Annotated in this window: 13 protein-coding genes and 3 rRNA genes; 15 read left to right on the top strand and 1 reads right to left on the bottom strand. The window is 69.9% G+C overall.

All coding sequences use genetic code 11. The features are described 5' to 3' along the window. The first annotated feature begins 7 nt into the window (after positions 1–7). The 5 genes from ACO4JP_RS12605 (at position 8) to rrf (ending at position 7,836) form a co-directional block, all read left to right on the top strand. A complete protein-coding gene (locus ACO4JP_RS12605; protein ID WP_425954174.1) occupies positions 8–691 on the top strand; it encodes a DNA-3-methyladenine glycosylase in 684 nt (227 codons plus the stop codon). 99 nt (positions 692–790) lie between these two features. Next, positions 791–2,050, top strand: coding sequence for a tyrosine--tRNA ligase (gene tyrS / locus ACO4JP_RS12600; protein WP_425954172.1), 1,260 nt, complete (start codon positions 791–793; stop codon positions 2,048–2,050). Positions 2,051–2,533: 483 nt separating this feature from the next. Then, positions 2,534–4,047, top strand: a 16S ribosomal RNA gene (locus tag ACO4JP_RS12595). A gap of 459 nt (positions 4,048–4,506) precedes the next feature. Continuing rightward, positions 4,507–7,612: ribosomal RNA gene (locus tag ACO4JP_RS12590) — 23S ribosomal RNA — on the top strand. A 107-nt stretch (positions 7,613–7,719) separates the two neighbouring features. Beyond that, a 5S ribosomal RNA gene (gene rrf, locus ACO4JP_RS12585) occupies positions 7,720–7,836 on the top strand. The 16S, 23S and 5S rRNA genes sit together here, the layout of an rRNA operon. A 284-nt stretch (positions 7,837–8,120) precedes the next feature. Here rrf and ACO4JP_RS12580 read toward each other — a convergent pair. Next, entirely contained in the window at positions 8,121–9,452 is a 1,332-nt protein-coding gene (locus ACO4JP_RS12580; RefSeq protein ID WP_425954170.1) for a hypothetical protein, read from the bottom strand. A gap of 6 nt (positions 9,453–9,458) precedes the next feature. Between ACO4JP_RS12580 and ACO4JP_RS12575 the strand changes: the two genes are divergently transcribed. The 10 genes from ACO4JP_RS12575 (at position 9,459) to murJ (ending at position 20,144) form a co-directional block, all read left to right on the top strand. Further along, positions 9,459–10,370 carry a hypothetical protein gene (locus ACO4JP_RS12575; RefSeq protein ID WP_425954168.1) on the top strand — a complete coding sequence of 304 codons (912 nt, stop codon included), beginning with the start codon at positions 9,459–9,461 and terminating at the stop codon, positions 10,368–10,370. Beyond that, positions 10,367–11,383: an HAD-IIA family hydrolase gene (locus ACO4JP_RS12570; RefSeq protein WP_425954166.1), complete on the top strand. Its 1,017-nt coding sequence runs from the start codon at positions 10,367–10,369 to the stop codon at positions 11,381–11,383. The genes ACO4JP_RS12575 and ACO4JP_RS12570 overlap by 4 nt, the downstream gene beginning before the upstream one ends. 128 nt (positions 11,384–11,511) lie before the next feature. Continuing rightward, the gene (locus tag ACO4JP_RS12565) at positions 11,512–11,688 is read left to right on the top strand and encodes a hypothetical protein (RefSeq protein WP_425954164.1); all 177 of its coding nucleotides are present in this window, start codon (positions 11,512–11,514) and stop codon (positions 11,686–11,688) included. Continuing rightward, positions 11,685–12,611, top strand: coding sequence for a TlyA family RNA methyltransferase (locus tag ACO4JP_RS12560; RefSeq protein ID WP_425954162.1), 927 nt, complete (start codon positions 11,685–11,687; stop codon positions 12,609–12,611). The genes ACO4JP_RS12565 and ACO4JP_RS12560 overlap by 4 nt, the downstream gene beginning before the upstream one ends. Continuing rightward, complete coding sequence (locus tag ACO4JP_RS12555) at positions 12,608–13,615, top strand: NAD kinase (protein ID WP_425954160.1); 1,008 nt, start codon at positions 12,608–12,610, stop codon at positions 13,613–13,615. Before ACO4JP_RS12560 ends, ACO4JP_RS12555 begins: the two co-directional genes overlap by 4 nt. A gap of 1 nt (position 13,616) precedes the next feature. After that, positions 13,617–15,338, top strand: a complete 1,722-nt coding sequence (recN, locus tag ACO4JP_RS12550) for a DNA repair protein RecN (RefSeq protein WP_425954158.1) — start codon at positions 13,617–13,619, stop codon at positions 15,336–15,338. Continuing rightward, positions 15,335–16,549 carry a putative cytokinetic ring protein SteA gene (steA, locus tag ACO4JP_RS12545; RefSeq protein ID WP_425954156.1) on the top strand — a complete coding sequence of 405 codons (1,215 nt, stop codon included), beginning with the start codon at positions 15,335–15,337 and terminating at the stop codon, positions 16,547–16,549. The genes recN and steA overlap by 4 nt, the downstream gene beginning before the upstream one ends. A gap of 75 nt (positions 16,550–16,624) precedes the next feature. Beyond that, on the top strand, positions 16,625–17,635 hold the full coding sequence (locus ACO4JP_RS12540; protein ID WP_425954154.1) for a copper transporter: 1,011 nt from the start codon (positions 16,625–16,627) through the stop codon (positions 17,633–17,635). Further along, positions 17,635–18,465, top strand: a complete 831-nt coding sequence (locus ACO4JP_RS12535; protein WP_425954152.1) for a hypothetical protein — start codon at positions 17,635–17,637, stop codon at positions 18,463–18,465. The genes ACO4JP_RS12540 and ACO4JP_RS12535 overlap by 1 nt, the downstream gene beginning before the upstream one ends. Beyond that, complete coding sequence (gene murJ / locus ACO4JP_RS12530; RefSeq protein WP_425954150.1) at positions 18,462–20,144, top strand: murein biosynthesis integral membrane protein MurJ; 1,683 nt, start codon at positions 18,462–18,464, stop codon at positions 20,142–20,144. The genes ACO4JP_RS12535 and murJ overlap by 4 nt, the downstream gene beginning before the upstream one ends. Positions 20,145–20,209 lie beyond the last annotated feature (65 nt).

The following is a 20,209-nucleotide window of genomic DNA, read 5'->3' as shown; positions in this document are numbered from 1 at the left end:
CCCCCAGGTGACCACGACGAACGCGGAGGATCCCGGCAGCAGCACCGGGATCCCCCCGTGGGAGGTGCCCGGCCGTGCCTGGTACGCGCGCGACGTCCACGACGTCGCGCGCGACCTCCTCGGCGCCCGCCTGGTGCGCCGCACGGCCGGCGGCACCGTCACGCTGCGCATCACCGAGGTCGAGGCGTACGACGGCGAGAACGACCCGGGCTCGCACGCCTTCCGGGGCCGCACGGCCCGCAACGCGACGATGTTCGGCGAGCCCGGCCGCATCTACGTCTACCGGCACCTCGGGCTGCACCACTGCGTCAACGTGGTCTGCGGCCCGGTCGGCCGCGCCTCGGCGGTGCTGCTGCGCGCGGGTGAGGTGGTCGACGGCGCAGAGCTCGCGCGCTCGCGCCGCCTCGCCGTCGGCGTCTGCGACTCCGACCGGCAGATCGCGCGGGGCCCCGCGCGGCTGACGGTCGCGCTCGCCCTCGACCTGACCGACGACGGCGCGGACCTCACCGACCCGGACGGCCCGCTGGTCATGGCGCTGCCCGTCGACCGCGAGCGGGGCGTCGTCGCCACGGGCCCGCGCGTCGGCGTGAGCGGCGACGGCGGCCGCGCCGACCTGTACCCGTGGCGCTCGTGGCTCGTGGGGGAGCGCACGGTCTCGGCCTACCGGCCCGTCTCGCCGCGCCGCCGGTGACGCCCCGGGCGTGAAACGCGCTCGGGCGCGGCGCCGTCGTCAGGCAGACTAGGACGGGCGGCCGACCCGGGCCGCCGGACCTTGACGAGGAGTACCACGGTGACCGACGTTCTCGACGAGCTGCAGTGGCGAGGCCTGGTGGCGCAGACCACCGACGAGGCCGCGCTGCGTTCCGCGCTGGCCGACGGACCGATCACGTACTACGTGGGCTTCGACCCCACGGCGCCCAGCCTGCACATCGGCAACCTCGTGCAGATCCTCACGGCGCGGCGACTCCAGGACGCCGGCCACCGCCCGATCGCGCTGGTCGGCGGGGCGACGGGCCTCATCGGCGACCCGAAGATGGCGGGGGAGCGCACGCTCAACGACCCCGAGCTGGTCGCTGGATGGGTCGAGCGGATCCGACGCCAGATCGAGCCCCTCCTGGTCTGGGACGGCCCGAACGCCGCGACGATGGTCAACAACCTCGACTGGACGGCGGGCCTTTCGGCGATCTCGTTCCTGCGCGACGTCGGCAAGCACTACCGGCTGGGCACGATGCTCGCGAAGGACACGGTTGCCCGCCGCCTGCAGTCGGACGAGGGCATCTCCTTCACCGAGTTCTCGTACCAGATCCTCCAGGGCATGGACTACCTCGAGCTGTTCCGGCGGCACGGCGTGACGCTCGAGACGGGTGGCTCCGACCAGTGGGGGAACCTGCTCTCCGGCGTCGAGCTGGTCCGCAAGGCCGAGGGCGTGGCGGTGCACGCGCTGACGACACCGCTGGTCACGAAGGCCGACGGGACCAAGTTCGGCAAGACCGAGGGCGGCGCGGTGTGGCTCGATCCCGAGCTGACGAGCCCGTACGCCTTCTACCAGTTCTGGCTCAACCAGGCAGACGCCGACGTCGTGCGCTACCTCAAGGTGTTCACGTTCCGCACGCGCGAGGAGATCGAGGCGCTCGCGGTCGAGGTCGCCGAGCGACCGTTCGCCCGCGAGGCGCAGCGCGCGCTGGCGGGTGACGTGACGACTCTCGTGCACGGCCAGGCCGCGACGGGCGCCGTGATCGCCGCGAGCCAGGCGCTGTTCGGCCGCGGCGATCTGAGCTCGCTCGACGAGGTGACGCTGCGCGGCGCCGTCGCCGAGCTCCCGCGCACGACGGCGAAGGCCGGCGACCTCGTGGTCGATGCGTTCGTCGGCAGCGGGCTCGTGGCGTCCAAGGCGGCGGCACGCCGCGCGATCGCCGAGGGCGGCGCCTACGTCAACAACGTCAAGGCGACCTCGGACGAGCAGGTGCTCGAGCCGGGCGACCTGCTGCACGGCCGGTTTGCAGTGCTGCGCCGAGGCAAGCGCACGCTTGCCGTGGCCGCCGCAGAGTAGGCAAAATCGGGGCGGGGAGGCGCCTGACCTGCGGATTTGGCACTCCCCGCCACCCCGTGTACTGTTCTCGAACGTCGCCCAGAACGGGGAACGGACACCGCGAGGTGGCCGGACCGGCCGGGCAAGCCAAACCACTCTCCTTCACAGGGGCGTTCTGCGCCTCGGAGTGGGCCTGGCATCTCTCTGGAAATCGATCCGCTCGGAAGAGCGGATTGGACAGCAGGAGAGAAACCGGGTAAGGTTGAAGGGTTGCCCCGGACGGGGCCGGCCGCGAAGAGTGGTTCGGTCTGGATGGTGTGCGTCGGTTGTTTGAGAACTCAACAGTGCGTTTGATAGTCAATGCCAAATATAACCCTGGCCAGGCTCGCAGTCTTGCGTGTATGGCTTGGATTCCTTTGGACAAATCAAGCAGTTCAGCTTGGTTCTGTCAGTGTTGGATGAACCGTATGGTCGTTAACTCTCTTCGGGGGGTTACGGGATACTTTTACGGAGAGTTTGATCCTGGCTCAGGACGAACGCTGGCGGCGTGCTTAACACATGCAAGTCGAACGGTGAAGCCCTTCGGGGTGGATCAGTGGCGAACGGGTGAGTAACACGTGAGCAACCTGCCCTCCACTTTGGGATAAGCCTTGGAAACGGGGTCTAATACCGAATATGAGCCTTGCCTGCATGGGTGGGGTTGGAAAGTTTTTCGGTGGGGGATGGGCTCGCGGCCTATCAGCTTGTTGGTGGGGTAATGGCCTACCAAGGCGTCGACGGGTAGCCGGCCTGAGAGGGCGACCGGCCACACTGGGACTGAGACACGGCCCAGACTCCTACGGGAGGCAGCAGTGGGGAATATTGCACAATGGGCGAAAGCCTGATGCAGCGACGCCGCGTGAGGGATGACGGCCTTCGGGTTGTAAACCTCTTTCAGCAGGGAAGAAGCGCAAGTGACGGTACCTGCAGAAGAAGCGCCGGCTAACTACGTGCCAGCAGCCGCGGTAATACGTAGGGCGCAAGCGTTGTCCGGAATTATTGGGCGTAAAGAGCTCGTAGGCGGTCTGTCACGTCTGGTGTGAAATCCCGAGGCTCAACCTCGGGCTTGCATCGGGTACGGGCGGACTAGAGTGCTGTAGGGGAGACTGGAATTCCTGGTGTAGCGGTGGAATGCGCAGATATCAGGAGGAACACCGATGGCGAAGGCAGGTCTCTGGGCAGTTACTGACGCTGAGGAGCGAAAGCATGGGGAGCGAACAGGATTAGATACCCTGGTAGTCCATGCCGTAAACGTTGGGCACTAGGTGTGGGGACCATTCCACGGTTTCCGTGCCGCAGCTAACGCATTAAGTGCCCCGCCTGGGGAGTACGGCCGCAAGGCTAAAACTCAAAGGAATTGACGGGGGCCCGCACAAGCGGCGGAGCATGCGGATTAATTCGATGCAACGCGAAGAACCTTACCAAGGCTTGACATGCACCGGAAACGGCCAGAGATGGTCGCCCCGCAAGGTCGGTGCACAGGTGGTGCATGGTTGTCGTCAGCTCGTGTCGTGAGATGTTGGGTTAAGTCCCGCAACGAGCGCAACCCTCGTCCCATGTTGCCAGCGGGTTATGCCGGGGACTCATGGGAGACTGCCGGGGTCAACTCGGAGGAAGGTGGGGATGACGTCAAATCATCATGCCCCTTATGTCTTGGGCTTCACGCATGCTACAATGGCCGGTACAGAGGGCTGCGATACCGTAAGGTGGAGCGAATCCCAAAAAGCCGGTCTCAGTTCGGATTGGGGTCTGCAACTCGACCCCATGAAGTCGGAGTCGCTAGTAATCGCAGATCAGCAACGCTGCGGTGAATACGTTCCCGGGCCTTGTACACACCGCCCGTCAAGTCACGAAAGTTGGTAACACCCGAAGCCCATGGCCCAACCGCAAGGGGGGAGTGGTCGAAGGTGGGACTGGCGATTGGGACTAAGTCGTAACAAGGTAGCCGTACCGGAAGGTGCGGCTGGATCACCTCCTTTCTAAGGAGCTCACCAACGTCTGCCCGCAGGTTCTGCCTGGGGGTGGGTGTTCATGGTGGACCACGCGCCGGCCGTACGTGTCGGTGGTGGTGCTCTGGGTGGAACATTGACTGTTGAGCCGCTCCGCTGGTCGGGGCTGGTCAGTACGCCGTGCTTGCGCGGTGGGAACGCCGGTCCTGGGTGGTGGGTGGCTCGTGAACGCACTGTTGGGTCCTGAGGCAACCGGCCGCGGGACGCCCCACTGGGGGTGTCTGGTCGGGGTAGACCTCTGTACGGGTCGCCGGATGGCCGCGAACCGCTCCAGCCCCTGGTGGGTGTGGGGTAGGCGGGTCGGGTCTGGCGGGTTCGTCCGTAGCTTGAGAACTGCACAGTGGACGCGAGCATCCAAGATGTTCAAGGCAACAGCCTGGTCACCCCTCGGGGTGGGAGGGTTGTTGTCCCTGACGTCTCTGTAGTGTTGTTGAAGTTTATAAGGGCACAGGGTGGATGCCTTGGCACCAGGAGCCGAAGAAGGACGTCGTAGCCTGCGAAAAGCCTCGGGGAGTTGGCAAACGAGCTGTGATCCGAGGATGTCCGAATGGGGGAACCCACCTGCAGTCATGTGCAGGTACCCGCACCTGAATATATAGGGTGTGTGGGGGGAACGCCGGGAAGTGAAACATCTCAGTACCGGCAGGAAGAGATATTCCGTGAGTAGTGGCGAGCGAAAGCGGATGAGGCCAAACCGTACACGTGTTAAAGCTGTCAGGCGTTGCGTGTGCGGGGTTGTGGGACCTTCTAGGGAGACCTGACAGTCTCCCAGCCAGTCAGAAAGTCGCGTCATAGTCGAACCGCATTGAACGGCGGACCGTAGAGGGTGCTAGTCCCGTAGACGAAATGGCGTGGCCTGGTTGAGGGGATCCCAAGTAGCACGGGGCCCGAGAAATCTCGTGTGAATCTGGCAAGACCACTTGCTAAGCCTAAATACTACCTGGTGACCGATAGCGGACTAGTACCGTGAGGGAAAGGTGAAAAGTACCCCGGGAGGGGAGTGAAATAGTACCTGAAACCGTGTGCCTACAATCCGTCGGAGCCTCCCTAGCTGGGGTGACGGCGTGCCTTTTGAAGAATGAGCCTGCGAGTTAGTGCTCGGTGGCGAGGTTAACCCGTGCGGGGTAGCCGTAGCGAAAGCGAGTCCGAACAGGGCGATACAGTCGCCGGGTCTAGACCCGAAGCGAAGTGATCTAGCCATGGGCAGGTTGAAGCGACGGTAAGACGTCGTGGAGGACCGAACCCACCAGGGTTGAAAACCTGGGGGATGACCTGTGGTTAGGGGTGAAAGGCCAATCAAACTTCGTGATAGCTGGTTCTCCCCGAAATGCATTTAGGTGCAGCGTCTCGTGTTTCTTGCCGGAGGTAGAGCTACTGGATGGCCGATGGGCCCTACAAGGTTACTGACGTCAGCCAAACTCCGAATGCCGGTAAGTGCAAGCGAGGCAGTGAGACTGCGGGGGATAAGCTCCGTAGTCGAGAGGGAAACAGCCCAGATCACCGGCTAAGGCCCCTAAGCGTGTGCTCAGTGGGAAAGGATGTGGAGTTGCACAGACAACCAGGAGGTTGGCTTAGAAGCAGCCACCCTTGAAAGAGTGCGTAATAGCTCACTGGTCAAGTGATTCCGCGCCGACAATGTAGCGGGGCTCAAGCACACCGCCGAAGCCGTGGCATTCACGCATCAACCTTAGCCTTCGTGGTTCAGGGGCGTGGATGGGTAGGGGAGCGTCGTGTGGACGGTGAAGCCGCGGGGTGACCCAGCGGTGGAGACCACACGAGTGAGAATGCAGGCATGAGTAGCGAATGACGGGTGAGAAACCCGTCCGCCGAATGACCAAGGGTTCCAGGGCCAGGTTAATCCGCCCTGGGTAAGTCGGGACCTAAGGCGAGGCCGACAGGCGTAGTCGATGGACAAGGAGTTGATATTCTCCTACCGGCGAAGAACCGCCCATACCGAGCCCACAGATGCTAAACGCCCCAAGCTCACGCCGGCACCTTCGGGTGCCACTGTGAAGGCGGCGCGTGACCCGATGTGGCATTAGGTAAGCGTATTAACAGGGGTGACGCAGGAAGGTAGCCCGGCGTGGCGATGGTAGTCCACGTCCAAGGCCGTAGCCCGGTGTGTAGGCAAATCCGCACACCATCAAGGGTGAGAGCTGACAGTGACCGCGTATGCGGGAAACGGGTGATCCTCAGCTGCCAAGAAAAGCCTCGACGCGAGGTTCTAGCCGCCCGTACCCCAAACCGACTCAGGTGGTCAGGTAGAGAATACCAAGGCGATCGAGCGAATCGTGGTTAAGGAACTCGGCAAAATGCCCCCGTAACTTCGGGAGAAGGGGGGCCTGAACCGTCAACACCCTAGCGGTGGGACGCGGGGAGGGCCGCAGAGACCAGGGAGAAGCGACTGTTTACTAAAAACACAGGTCCGTGCTAAGTCGCAAGACGATGTATACGGACTGACGCCTGCCCGGTGCTGGAAGGTTAAGAGGACGGGTCAACTTCGGTGAAGCCCAGAATTTAAGCCCCAGTAAACGGCGGTGGTAACTATAACCATCCTAAGGTAGCGAAATTCCTTGTCGGGTAAGTTCCGACCTGCACGAATGGCGTAACGACTTCTCCGCTGTCTCAACCGCGAGCTCGGCGAAATTGCACTACGAGTAAAGATGCTCGTTACGCGCAGCAGGACGGAAAGACCCCGGGACCTTTACTATAGCTTGGTATTGGTGTTCGGTGCAGTTTGTGTAGGATAGGTGGGAGACTATGAGCCCCGGGCGCCAGCTCGGGTGGAGTCAACGTTGAAATACCACTCTGACTGCTTCGGACATCTAACCTCGGTCCGTAATCCGGATCAGGGACAGTGCCTGGTGGGTAGTTTAACTGGGGCGGTTGCCTCCCAAAATGTAACGGAGGCGCCCAAAGGTTCCCTCAGCCTGGTTGGCAATCAGGTGTCGAGTGCAAGTGCACAAGGGAGCTTGACTGTGAGACCGACAGGTCGAGCAGGGACGAAAGTCGGGACTAGTGATCCGGCGGTGGCTTGTGGAAGCGCCGTCGCTCAACGGATAAAAGGTACCCCGGGGATAACAGGCTGATCTTGCCCAAGAGTCCATATCGACGGCATGGTTTGGCACCTCGATGTCGGCTCGTCGCATCCTGGGGCTGGAGTAGGTCCCAAGGGTTGGGCTGTTCGCCCATTAAAGCGGTACGCGAGCTGGGTTTAGAACGTCGTGAGACAGTTCGGTCCCTATCCGCTGCGCGCGCAGGAAACTTGAGAAGGGCTGTCCCTAGTACGAGAGGACCGGGACGGACGAACCTCTGGTGTGCCAGTTGTACTGCCAAGTGCACCGCTGGTTAGCTACGTTCGGGAAGGATAACCGCTGAAAGCATCTAAGCGGGAAGCCTGCTTCAAGATGAGGTTTCCACGGACGTAAGTCCGAGAGGCACCCAGCGAGACCACTGGGTAGATAGGCCGGATGTGGAAGGCAGGACCAAAGACTGCCGCAGCTGACCGGTACTAATCAGCCGACAACTTCAACACCAACACACTTTGCTACGCGTCCACTGTGCGGTTCCCGAGAAACGGGCACCACCCCCACCCGCCCCCGACCAGGGCGAACCCCGGGGGCACCCACAACTCGATACTGTTACGGCGGTCATAGCGTAGGGGAAACGCCCGGTCCCATTCCGAACCCGGAAGCTCAGCCCTACAGCGCCGATGGTACTGCCCTGGAGACGGGGTGGGAGAGTAGGACGCCGCCGGATACCCTTCACGAAAGACCCCGCACCCACGGTGCGGGGTCTTTCGCATGCCCGGATAGATGCCGATCTCACAAGCTTGCCTGCCCGTGTGCGAAGGCTCGGCGGCACCAGCGTGGGAGAATCGGGTGACCACCAACGAGAGGACCACCGTGAACGATTCCGCCCGCGAGCAGGGGGACGAGCGCGGCGACGCCCGCCGACCGCGACGCATCGATGACGACCGTCGCGGACCCCGTTCCGGCGGCCGGCCTGGTGGCGACCGTGACCGGTCGAACCAGGGCCAGCGGTCAGGCGGTCCACGGGCTGGTGGCGCGCCGTCGTCGCGTGACGACACCCGCGGAGGCGGCTTCCGCCGCGACGACCGGGGCGAGGGCTTCCGCGGTGGTGACCGCCGCGACGGCGGTTTCCGCCGGGACGACCGCGGCACCGGAGTCTTCCGTGACGCCGAGCGTCGTGAGGGCGGTTTCCGTCGTGACGACCGTGGTCAGAGCGGCGGCGGCGAGCGTCGTGAGGGCGGCTTCCGTCGTGACGACCGTGGCCAGGGCGGCGGTGGTGAGCGCCGCGACTTCCGCGGTGGCGAGCGTCGTGAGGGCGGTTTCCGTCGTGACGACCGTGGTCAGGGCGGTGGTGGTGAGCGTCGTGAGGGCGGTTTCCGTCGTGACGACCGTGGTCAGGGCGGTGGTGGTGAGCGTCGTGAGGGCGGTTTCCGTCGTGACGACCGTGGTCAGGGCGGCGGTGGCGAGCGTCGTGAGGGCGGTTTCCGCCGTGACGACCGTGGTCAGGGCGGTGGTGGTGAGCGTCGTGAGGGCGGTTTCCGCCGTGACGACCGTGGCACCGGAGTCTTCCGCGCCGGTGAGCGTCGTGAGGGCGGTTTCCGTCGTGACGACCGTGGTCAGGGCGGCGGTGGTGAGCGCCGCGACTTCCGCGGTGGTGAGCGTCGTGAGGGCGGTTTCCGTCGTGACGACCGTGGTCAGGGCGGTGGTGGTGAGCGTCGTGAGGGCGGTTTCCGTCGTGACGACCGTGGTCAGGGCGGTGGTGGTGAGCGTCGTGAGGGCGGTTTCCGTCGTGACGACCGTGGTCAGGGCGGCGGTGGCGAGCGTCGTGAGGGCGGTTTCCGCCGTGACGACCGTGGCACCGGAGTCTTCCGTGACGCCGAGCGTCGTGAGGGCGGTTTCCGTCGTGACGACCGTGGTCAGGGCGGCGGTGGTGAGCGTCGTGAGGGCGGCTTCCGCCGTGACGACCGTGGCCAGAGCGGCGCCGGCGAGCGCCGCGACTTCCGCGCCGGTGAGCGTCGTGAGGGCGGCTTCCGCCGGGATGACCGTGGCCAGGGCGGCGGTGGTGAGCGCCGCGAGGGCGGTTTCCGTCGTGACGACCGCGGCGACCGCGGGGAGCGCCGCGGTGGACCCGGCTCGGGCGACCGCGGCGGCCGTCCGTCTTACCAGCGCGACGGCGGGAGACCCGACCGAGACGCCCGACCGGCGCGCGACGAGCGTCCCGACCGTCCGCGGATCCCTGAGCCCGAGATCGCCGAGGACGTCTCGTTCCGGCAGCTCGCGAAGGACGCTCGCGAGCGTCTGCGCGGCCTGAGCAAGGAGAACGCGGAGCGCGTCGGCGAGCACCTGGTGATGGCGGGTCGTCTCCTGGATATCGACCCGGAGCTGGCCTACGAGCACACGCAGGCCGCAGTGCGTCGCGGGGGCCGCATCGACGTCGTCCGTGAGGCGGCCGGCATTGCCGCGTACCGCACCGGGCGGTACGCGGAGGCGCTGCGCGAGCTGCGCACCGTGCGTCGACTCAACGGCTCGTCGGAGCACCTGCCGATCATGGCCGACGCGGAGCGCGGGCTCGGGCGACCGGAGCGCGCAGTCGCGCTGGCCGCGACGCCCGAGGCCGACTCTCTCGACCCGATGAGCAAGCTCGAGCTGGCGCTGGTCGTCAGCGGCGCCCGGTCCGATCTGGGCGAGCACGACGCTGCGCTGGTCGTGCTGAACAAGATCCCGCCGCAGCGGGGCGATCTCGCCCTCCGGGTGCTCGCGGCGCGCGCGGCCGCACTCGAGGCGGCAGGCCGGTTGGAAGAAGCGGCGGCGCTGCTCGCCGACGTCGACCCGGACGACCTCGAGCGCGCGACAGGCAACGCGGAGCCGGAGGAGGAAGTCGTCGTCTACGACGTGTACGACGACGAGGCCGAGGACGACGAGCTTGACGACTCCGAGGCGGCCGACGACCTCGACGCAGACGAGCTCGACGAGGACGAGGACGCGCCTGACCTCGACGACGACCTCGCCGACGACGAGGACGAGGACGGGCTCGACGAGGACGCGGACGACGACGAGGACGAGCTCGACCAGGACGAGGACGAGCTCGACGACGAAGACGACGACCTCGTCAACGCCGTGGACAACGCCGAGGGCGAGCTCGGCGCAGAGGATGACGAGGCCGACCTTGGCGAGGCCCGTGCAGACGCCGACGAGCAGGGCGACGTTACCGACGTCGACCAGCCTGTGACCGGCGAGACCAGCGAGGAGGAGCGTCCGTGACGAGCGCAGGTCTGCTCGCCAGCGACCGCCCGCTCGCCGAGGCGTACGACCTTGCGCTCGTCGACCTCGACGGCGTCGCCTATCGCGGGCACCTGCCGATCGAGCACGCGTCCGACAGCCTGGTCGAGGCCCGCGCCCGCGGGCTGCGGCTGGTGTTCGTCACCAACAACGCGTCGCGCGAGCCCGAGGACGTGGCGGGCCAGCTCACCGAGCTCGACATCCCGGCGTCCGCCGACGAGGTGATGACGGCCGCGCAGGCGTGCGCGGCGCTGCTGCGCACGCGCCTCGAGCCGGGCGCCCGCGTGCTCGTGGTAGGCGGGGCGGGGCTCATCACGGCCGTGCGAGCGGCCGGGTTCGAGGTCGTGGCGTCGGCCGACGACGCACCGGTGGCGGTGGCGCAGGGGTTCGCGCCGGACCTCGCGTGGGCGGACCTCGCCGAGGCGACCTACGCCGTCGCGGGCGGGGCGTGGCACGTGGCGAGCAACCGCGACCTGTCGCTTCCGACGGCCCGGGGCTACGCGCCTGGCAACGGTGCGCTGGTCGGGGCGGTCGTGGCCGCGACCGGTGTCGAGCCGTCGAGCGCCGGCAAGCCGTCGCCGACGATGTATCGGCTCGCCGTCGAGCGGGCCGGTGCCAAGCGGCCGCTCGTCGTGGGCGACCGCCTCGACACCGACCTCGCCGGCGCACGCTCGGGCGACTACCCAGGCCTGCACGTGCTCACCGGCGTCTCCTCGGCACGCGACGACGTCCTCGCCGAGCCCGGGCTGCGGCCGCACTTCGTGGGCGCGGACCTGCGCGTGCTGCTCGAACCGCACCCGCTCCCGGTCGCGGGAGCCGAGGGCTGGTGGGAATGCGCCGGCCGCGCAGCCCGCGTGACTGACGGGCGGCTCGAGCTGGACCGGCAGGGCCCTGCCGGGATCGACGTGGTGCGCGCCGCGTGCGCGGCGGCGTGGGCCGCGGCCGACGGCGGAGCGCCGGTGGACCCCGCGAGCGTGCCCGAGCTGACCGCCTGAGGGCGCTCGGACATCCCGCCTGTGGGTAGGCGGCGTCCTGCGTCGGTGTCACCCGGTAGCGTGGTGGCGGGCTGATCGGCCCGTATAACCACGCGGCCGTGACGGGCTGCTCGACGACGGAGGACGCGATGACGCAGGACGCGACCGGGACGCAGGGCGACGGCGCGCCCGCCGAACTGCCCGCTGACCCGCTCGCGGATCTCGACCGTCTGCCGGTCGCGGCGCACGTCGCTCGATTCGAGGCGGTGCACGACGCGCTGCGCGATCGGCTCGCCGACGGCTCAGCCGACGGCGGCGCCGCGTGACGCCGGTCCGCGTCGACGCCGAGCTCGTGCGTCGCAGTCTCGCGCGCTCGCGAGCGCACGCCGCAGAGCTCGTCCGCGCCGGCCGCGTGAGCGCCGAGGGCCGCGCCGTCACCAAGCCGTCCGCGTCGGTACCCGACGACGCCGAGCTCGTCGTCGTCGCGGACCCAGGAGACCCTGGGTACGCGTCGCGGGCGGCGCTGAAGCTCGCCGGCACGCTCGACGTGCTCGCGGAGGACTCCGCCGGGCGTCGCGTGGCGGCCGCGGTCGAGGGGGCCTGGTGCCTGGATCTGGGCGCCTCCACCGGCGGCTTCACCGACGTCCTGCTGCGGCGGGGCGCGGCGCACGTCGTCGCGCTCGACGTCGGGCACGACCAGCTCGTGCCGCGCCTGCGGGACGACCCGCGCGTCACGGTCGTCGAGGGATACAACGTGCGGGGCCTGGTTCGCGAGGACCTTGCACGGGCGCCGCAGCTCGTGGTGGGCGACCTGTCGTTCATCTCCCTGACGCTCGTTCTGCCCGCGCTCGCGCCGGTCCTCGATCCGGGAACCCCGGCGTTGTTGCTGGTCAAGCCGCAGTTCGAGGTCGGGAAGGAACGCCTCGGCGCCGGCGGCGTCGTGCGCGACACCGCGCTGCACGCATCTGTCGTGCTCGCCGTCATCGCCGAGGGTGCTCGGGTGGGTCTCCACGCACGGGCCGTGGTGCCGAGCCCGCTCCCGGGGCCGAGCGGCAACCGCGAGTACTTCGTGGCGTTCGAGCGTGGAGAACCGTCGTCCGAGGCCGGGCCGGCGGTCGCCGACCGCGTGGCGGACGCCGTCCGCGCCGCCGTCGCCTGGCAGCCCGACGACGAGGGTTCGGAGCTGCCGCCCGTCCTTCCGCTCGAGCCGGCGACGCTTCCGTCGACCCGCACCGGAGGTGCATCGTGACCCGCAGAGTCCTCGTCGTGACGCACGGCGGGCGCCCCGAGGCCGTCGCCGCACTCCAGGAGGCGGTCCGGGAGCTCGAGGCGTCGGGTTTCGAGGTCGTGCTGCACGACGACGACCTGGCCGAGACGTTCGGCGACCACATGGCGACGGCACGGTTGCGTGAGGGCGTCTCCGAGTCCGAGGTCGTCATGGTCCTGGGCGGGGACGGGACGATCCTCCGCGCCGCCGAGCTCACGCAGGGCACGCAGGTGCCGATCCTCGGCGTGAACCTGGGGCACGTCGGGTTTCTCGCCGAGTCCGAGCGCGACGACCTTCGGGCCGCCGTGCAGCGCCTCGCGGAGCACGACTACGTGGTCGAGGAGCGCAGCGTCGTCGCGGTACAGGTGTACCGCCCGGGCGAGGACGAGCCGCTGACCGGCTGGGCCCTCAACGAGGCCACTATCGAGAAGGCAGAGCGGCAGCGCATGGTCGAGGTCGGCATCGAGGTCGACCACCGTCCGCTGTCCAGCTTCGGGTGCGACGGCGTCATCCTGTCGACGTCGACCGGCTCCACCGCGCACGCGTTCTCCGCGGGCGGCCCCGTGATGTGGCCGGACGTCGACGGCGTGCTGCTCGTGCCGCTGTCGGCGCACGCGCTGTTCGCGCGGCCGCTCGTGATCGGGCCGCGGTCGGCGTACCGGATCACGGTGCTCGACCGCTCGCCTGTGCCGGCGGTGCTCACGTGCGACGGTCGCCGCAGCATCGAGCTGCCTGCCGGGTCGATGGTCGAGGTGCGCCGCGGCGCGCAGCCGCTGCTGTTCGCGCGCCTGTCGACATCCCCGTTCACGGACAGGCTCGTGTCCAAGTTCTCGCTGCCCGTGGTGGGTTGGCGCGAGGCCGCCGACGACGCCGCGGCCGCGCGTGCCCGGGCTGCCGCGATGACCGACGCCGTGACCGAGGACGATGACGACGAGACGCCCGGTGACGCCCGCGGCGACGCGAACCATGACGTCTGGAAGGTGTGAGGTGCTCGAGGAGATCGCGATCGAGAACCTGGGGGTCATCCGCGCGGCGCGCGTCGCGCTCGCACGTGGGCTGACGGTGATCACGGGCGAGACCGGCGCCGGCAAGACGATGGTGCTCACGGGGCTGGGTCTGCTCATGGGTGGCAAGGCCGACGCGGGTGCCGTCCGACCGGGGGCGACCGGCGCCGCAGTCGAGGGGCGCTGGCAGGTCGCCGCGCGGCCCGCAGTCGTCGAGCGGGTCGAGGACGCGGGCGGGACGGTCGACGACGACGGCACCGTCGTCGTCCTACGGACCGTCGCGGCCGAGGGGCGCTCGCGGGCGCACCTCGGCGGGCGCAGCGTGCCACAGGGCGTGCTTGCGGAGATCGCCGACGAGCTCGCCACCGTGCACGGGCAGGCCGACCAGCTGCGGCTGCGGACGCCGTCGAAGCAGCGCGAGGCGCTGGACACGTTCGCCGGCCCCGCGCACCTCGCGGCGCTCGACTCCTACCGCGCCGCTTGGGTCGAGCGCGGCGCGCTGCAGGCCGAGATCGACGATCTCACCGCGCGTGCGGCCGAGCGGGCGCGCGAGGCCGAGCTGCTGCGGCTGGGCCTGGCGGAGGTGGAGCGCGTCGAGCCCAGGCCTGGGGAGGATGCCGAGCTCCAGGCCCTGGTGGCGCGCCTGGGCAACGTCGAGGCGCTGCGGCTGGGCGCGACCGAGGCCCACGAGGCGCTCGCCGGCGAGGCCGACGAGGTCGCCTCCGCCGTCGAGCAGCTGACGCGGGCGCGGCGTGCCCTCGAGGCGGCCGCGCACGACGACGCCACGCTCGGTGCCCTCGCCGAGCGCGTGGCCGAGGCGGGGTACCTGGTCGCGGACGTCGCGACGGAGCTGTCGGCGTACGTCGACGACCTCCAGGCGGACCCTGCGGGCCTCGAGACCGCGCACGGCCGCCTCGCCGAGCTGACGACGCTCACCCGCACCTACGGCGCGACGGTCGACGATGTGCTGCGCTGGGCGTCGGACGCCGGCCTGCGACTGCTCGACCTCGACGACGGCGGCGAGCGGCTGCGCGGCATGACGCAGCGGACGGGAGAGCTCGATGACGAGCTCGCCCGGCTGGGCGAGGAGCTCACGGCGGGCCGCACCGTCGCGGGCGAGCGGCTGGCCGCCGCCGTGACCGCCGAGCTGGCGGGGCTCGCCATGGGCGGGGCGCGCCTCGAGGTGGAGGTCGCCGCCGGTGAGCCCGGACCTTGGGGTGCCGACCAGGTGACGTTCGCGCTGGTCCCGCACCCGGGCGCCCCCGCGCGTCCGCTCGGCAAGGGCGCCTCGGGCGGCGAGCTCTCGCGCGTCATGCTCGCGCTCGAGGTCGCGCTCGCGACGGCCGCCGTCGAGGGCGCGACGACCGACGGTGCGCCCGCGGCGCTGCCGACGTTCGTCTTCGACGAGGTCGACGCCGGCGTCGGGGGGCGGGCCGCGGTCGAGGTGGGGCGCAGGCTGGCCGTCCTCGCGCGAAGCACGCAGGTGATCGTCGTCACGCACCTCGCCCAGGTCGCGGCGTTCGCTGACGCGCACGTGGTGGTGACGAAGTCGGCCGGTGACGCGGGCACCGTCACCGGGGTGCAGGAGGTCACGGCCGACGAGCGAGTGCGCGAGCTCGCGCGCATGCTGTCGGGGCAGGAGGACAGCGAGGCCGCTCGCAAGCACGCGGTGGAACTTCTGGCGTCCTCGACCGTGGGACGATGAGCGCGATGAAGTTGATACCCCGCAGGTCAGGCAGTCCCCATGCGCGCTCCCAGGACGCCGGCCACACAGGAGCGGTGACGCACGGCCGGGCACGTGTCGGCCGCCGCACCAAGGACCTCACGAAGCGGCTCGTCCCGGGCGACGTCGCGGTGATCGACCACGTCGACATCGACCGGGTCGCCGCCGACGCCCTCGTCGCCGCCCGGCCTGCCGCCGTGCTCAACGCGGCCCGCTCGACGTCGGGCCGGTACCCCAACGCGGGCCCCGGCATCCTCCTCGAGGCCGGGATCTGCCTCGTCGACGATCTCGGCCCGACGGTCATGGGGCTGCCCGATGGCGTGCCCATCTCGATCGACGGCGGGCGCGTCGTCGTCGACGGGCGGACGGTCGCCGAGGGCGTGCGGCAGACGGACTCGACCGTCGAGGAGGCGCTCGCCGCCGCACGGGAGGGCCTGTCTACGGAGATCGAGCGGTTCGCCGAGAACACCATGGCGTACCTGCAGCGCGAGCGGGACCTGCTGCTCGACGGCGTCGGTGTGCCCAAGGTGCGCACGGAGTTCGAGGGTCGGCACGTGCTCATCGTCGTGCGCGGCTACCACTATCGCGAGGACCTCGCGATGCTGCGGTCGTACATCACCGAGAACCGACCGGTGCTCATCGGCGTCGACGGCGGCGCCGACGCGATCCTCGATGCGGGGCTGCGGCTCGACATGATCGTCGGCGACATGGACTCGGTGTCCGACAAGGCGCTGTCCTCCGGGGCTGAGATCGTGGTGCACGCCTACCGAGACGGCAACGCGCCCGGGCTCGAACGCGTCCAGGCGCTGGGCGTCGACCCCGTCGTGTTCCCGGCGACGGGCACGAGCGAGGACATCGCGATGCTGCTCGCCGACGACATGGGCGCCGAGCTCATCGTCGCCGTCGGCACGCACGCCACGCTGGTCGAGTTCCTCGACAAGGGCCGCGCGGGCATGGCGTCCACGTTCCTCACGCGCCTGCGCGTGGGTGGCAAGCTGGTCGACGCCAAGGGTGTGTCGCGCCTGTACCGCACGCGGATCTCCAACACGCAGCTGACGCTGCTGTCGCTCGCGGGCGTCGCGGCCGTCGTGACAGCCATGTGGTCGACAAACGTCGGCCAGACGTTCTTCGGCCTCGTCGCCGCACGCATCGACGACCTCGTGTCGTGGGTGGGCCACCTGTTCGGCGGCTGAGCCCGTCCGGCAGCCAACGCCCCCTCGACCCCCGCCGGTCCACCGGCCACGCCACCCAAGGAGCCCGCACCCACCGTGATCGACTTCCGGTACCACCTCGTCTCCCTGATCTCGGTGTTCCTCGCGCTCGCCGTGGGGATCATCCTGGGCGCCGGCCCCCTCCAGGGGACGATCGGCGACCAGCTCACCGGCCAGGTCGACGCCCTGCGCACCGAACGCAACGACCTGCGCGACTCGCTCACCGCGACGCAGGCGGACGCCGACAAGCGGCTGCAGTTCATCGAGGCTGCCGGTCCGACGCTCATCGAGGGGACCCTCGAGGGCAAGCGGGTGGCAGTCGTCGACCTCGACGACGTCACGGCAAGCGTGCAGGAGGGTGTGCAGGCCGAGGTCGAGGCCGCGGGCGGCACCGTCGCCGTGTCGGCACGGGTGACTCCCTCCTGGACGGACGAGGACCACGCCGGGTTCCGGGACACGGTGGCGAGCGGGATGCGCCCACGCCTGCGCTCGATCGTGACGGACCTCCCGGAGGACGCCCCGACCGAGCAGCTGCTCTCGACCGCGCTCGCCGTGGCGCTCACCCACCAGGCAGCCCCAGGCTTCCGCAGCGAGGACGCCACGGCGCTCGAGCGGCAGCTCATCCAGGCCGACCTGATCACGGTGGACGCCGAGCAGACGCAGCCCGCCGACGCCGTCGTCCTCCTGTCCGGCGGGGGCGGCGCGAGCACAGGCTCGGACAAGGACGCGTCGCCTGCGCCGGCCGAGACCGCGATGACGTCGCTCGTGACCCTGGCAGGGACCGTGCAGACCGTCGCACCCGTGGTCGTGGCGGGGCCGACTCCCACTGCCGGCGACGTGGTGTCGGCCGTGCGGGGCGACAACGCCGTCGCCGACCAGGTGACGACGGTCAGCGGCGTCGAGTCGCAGGTCGGGCAGATCGTGGTGCCGCTCGCCGTCGCGGCGCACCTCACCGGGACGAACGGGCACTACGGGTCCGACGACGGCAGCACGCCCTTGCCCCCGATCGTGCGGCCGACCGACAGCACCGACGGCCGGCAGCCCGCCGACCAGGGCGGGAAGGGCTGATGGGCCTGGGCCGCCTGCTGCGGGGCGCGGCGGTCGCCGCTGCCGTCACCGCGGCGGTGCGTGCGGCAGCGGACCGGCAGCTTCCGGGTGGACCCGAGCGTTGGACACGCACCAACCACCGCGGCGAGCCGATCAGCCTGCTCGAGGGCCCCGCGGTCGCGGCCGGTCTCGCCGCTGGCGCGCTCGCCGGCGGCCAGGGCCGGGGCCGTGCCGCCGGTCTGGTCGCCACCGCGGGGGCGGGCGCGTTCGGTCTCGTCGACGATCTCGCCGAGGACACGACGACCCGGACGAAGGGCCTGCGCGGCCACCTCGGCGCGCTCGCCGAGGGCCGCCTGACCACCGGCGGTCTCAAGGTGCTCGGCATCGGCGCGACGTCGCTGGTCGCCGCTGCCGTCGGCACGCGGCGCACCGGCTCCTCGTCGCGGTGGGTCGGCGACGTCGTCGTCAACGGCGCGCTCATCGCCGGTACGGCCAACCTGCTCAACCTGCTCGACCTGCGTCCCGGGCGGGCGCTCAAGGCGTCGGCGGCGCTCGCGACCGTGCCCGTCGGTGGGTCGCTCGCCGCCGCCGGGACAGGCGCGGTTCTCGGCGCCGGCGCCGCCGCCTGGCCGCGCGACCTGGGCGAGAGCGACATGCTCGGCGACGGCGGGGCCAACGCGCTCGGCGCGCTCCTCGGCACCCGGCTGGCCCTCGGCCTGCCGCGGCCGCTGCGGCTCGCGGCGCTCGCGGGCGTCGTCGGGCTGACGCTCGCCAGCGAGAAGGTGAGCTTCTCGAAGGTCATCGCCGAGACCCCGTGGCTCAAGGCGGTCGACGACCTGGGGCGGCGGTGACGCAGCCGACGGCTCGCCCGTCGCGAACCCAGACCATCGCGGGGGCCGCGCTACTCATCACGGTCGTCACGCTCGGGAGCCGCGTCGTCGGGTTCGGACGGTGGCTCGCCCAGGGCTGGTCGCTCGGGTCCGGCGGCGTGGGCCAGCCGTTCAACACGGCCAACATGCTGCCGAACATCCTCTTCGAGGTCGCGGCCGGCGGGGCGCTCGCGGGGGCGATCGTGCCGCTCGTCGCCGGGCCGCTCAGCCGGGTGGCTCTGACCGCGGAAGATGCGGCCGAGGCGCGTGCGACCGCGTCCCGCAACGCATCGGCTCTCCTGGGCTGGACGCTCACGGTCCTCGTGCCCCTGGGCGTGCTGGTCTCGGTCTTTGCCCGCCCGATCACGGTCCACGTCCTCAACGTGCACGACCCCGTCGTGGCGGACGTCGCCACGGGGTTCCTGCGGGTGTTCGCCGTGCAGATACCCCTGTACGGAGCCGCCGTCGTGCTCGGCGGCGTGCTGCAGGCGCACCGGCGGTTCTTCTGGCCCGCGTTCGCGCCGCTGGTGTCGAGCCTGGTGGTCATCGGCGTCTACGTCGGCTTCTGGGTCATGGGGGAGGACCCGCGCGACCTCGCGGGGCTGTCTGACCAGGCGCTCGGCTGGCTCGCCTGGGGGACCACGATCGGGGTCGCGTTCCTCGCGCTCCCGCTGGTGGTGCCGGCGTACCGCACTGGGCTGCGGTTTCGGCCAACGCTCCGGTTCCCGGTGGGCGACGGCGCACGGGCCGCGCGGCTCGCGTCCGCCGGCATCGGCGCGCTCGTCGCGCAGCAGCTGGCGGTGCTCCAGGTCGTCCGGGTGGCCCAGGACTTCGGCGACACGACGTACTCGGTCTACCTGTACACGCAACAGGTGTACCTGCTGCCGTACGCGGTGCTCGCCTTCCCGATCGCTACCAGCGCGTTCCCGCGGTTCACCGAGCACGCCGCGCACCGGCGCACGGACCAGCTGCGCGCGCTGGTCGCCTCGACGACCCGCGCCCTCCTGGCCGCCGTCGCGCTCGGGATCGCGGCACTGCTCGCCGCCGCGCCGCAGGTCGAGGCCGTGTTCGACCTCGTCGTCCAGGGAGACGCCCCCGGCATGGCCGCGGGCCTCACCTGGATGGCGCCCGGGCTCGCCGGGCTGGCACTGATCCTGCACCTGTCGCGCGTGCTCTACACGATCGACCGCGGGCGCGCCGCCGTCGTCGCGACGGCGGCCGGCTGGCTCGTCGTCGCGGCGGGCGCGGCCCTGACCCCCGTGGTCCTCGGTGCCGACGCGGCGCCGTCGGCCGTGCTGGCCCTGTTCGGTGCGGCGACATCGCTCGGCATGCTGGTGGCCGGGGTCGGGCTGCTGGTCGCGGTCCATCGGCAGCTCGGCGCGGGAGCGCTGGCGCGCCTCCCGGCGACTGCGCTGGTGCTAGCCGTCGGCGTCGCAGCCGGCGCGCTCGCCGGGCGGCTCGTGCCGACGGTGCTCACGGCGCCGGTGAACGGCGAGGTGGGGTTCGACAGCGGGGCGCTCGCGGCGAACATCGGCCTCGGCGTCGGGGCCGCGGCGATCGCGGTTGCCGTGCTCGCTCTCGCGGCCCTCGTGGACCCGGCACTGCGCCGGCGCGGCCTCGGGCTCGCACGCTCGGCGGCCCTCCGGCTGCGCGGGCGCTGACGCCGCTCGCTCGGCTCAGCGGTCGCAGACCAGCAGCACGTTCCCGTCCGGGTCGTGCGCGGTCA

Origin of the sequence: Xylanimonas sp. McL0601, from assembly GCF_049852175.1 — a bacterium.
Taxonomy (GTDB): Bacteria; Actinomycetota; Actinomycetes; order Actinomycetales; family Cellulomonadaceae; genus Xylanimonas.
This window is presented reverse-complemented; position numbering and strand designations above follow the sequence as displayed.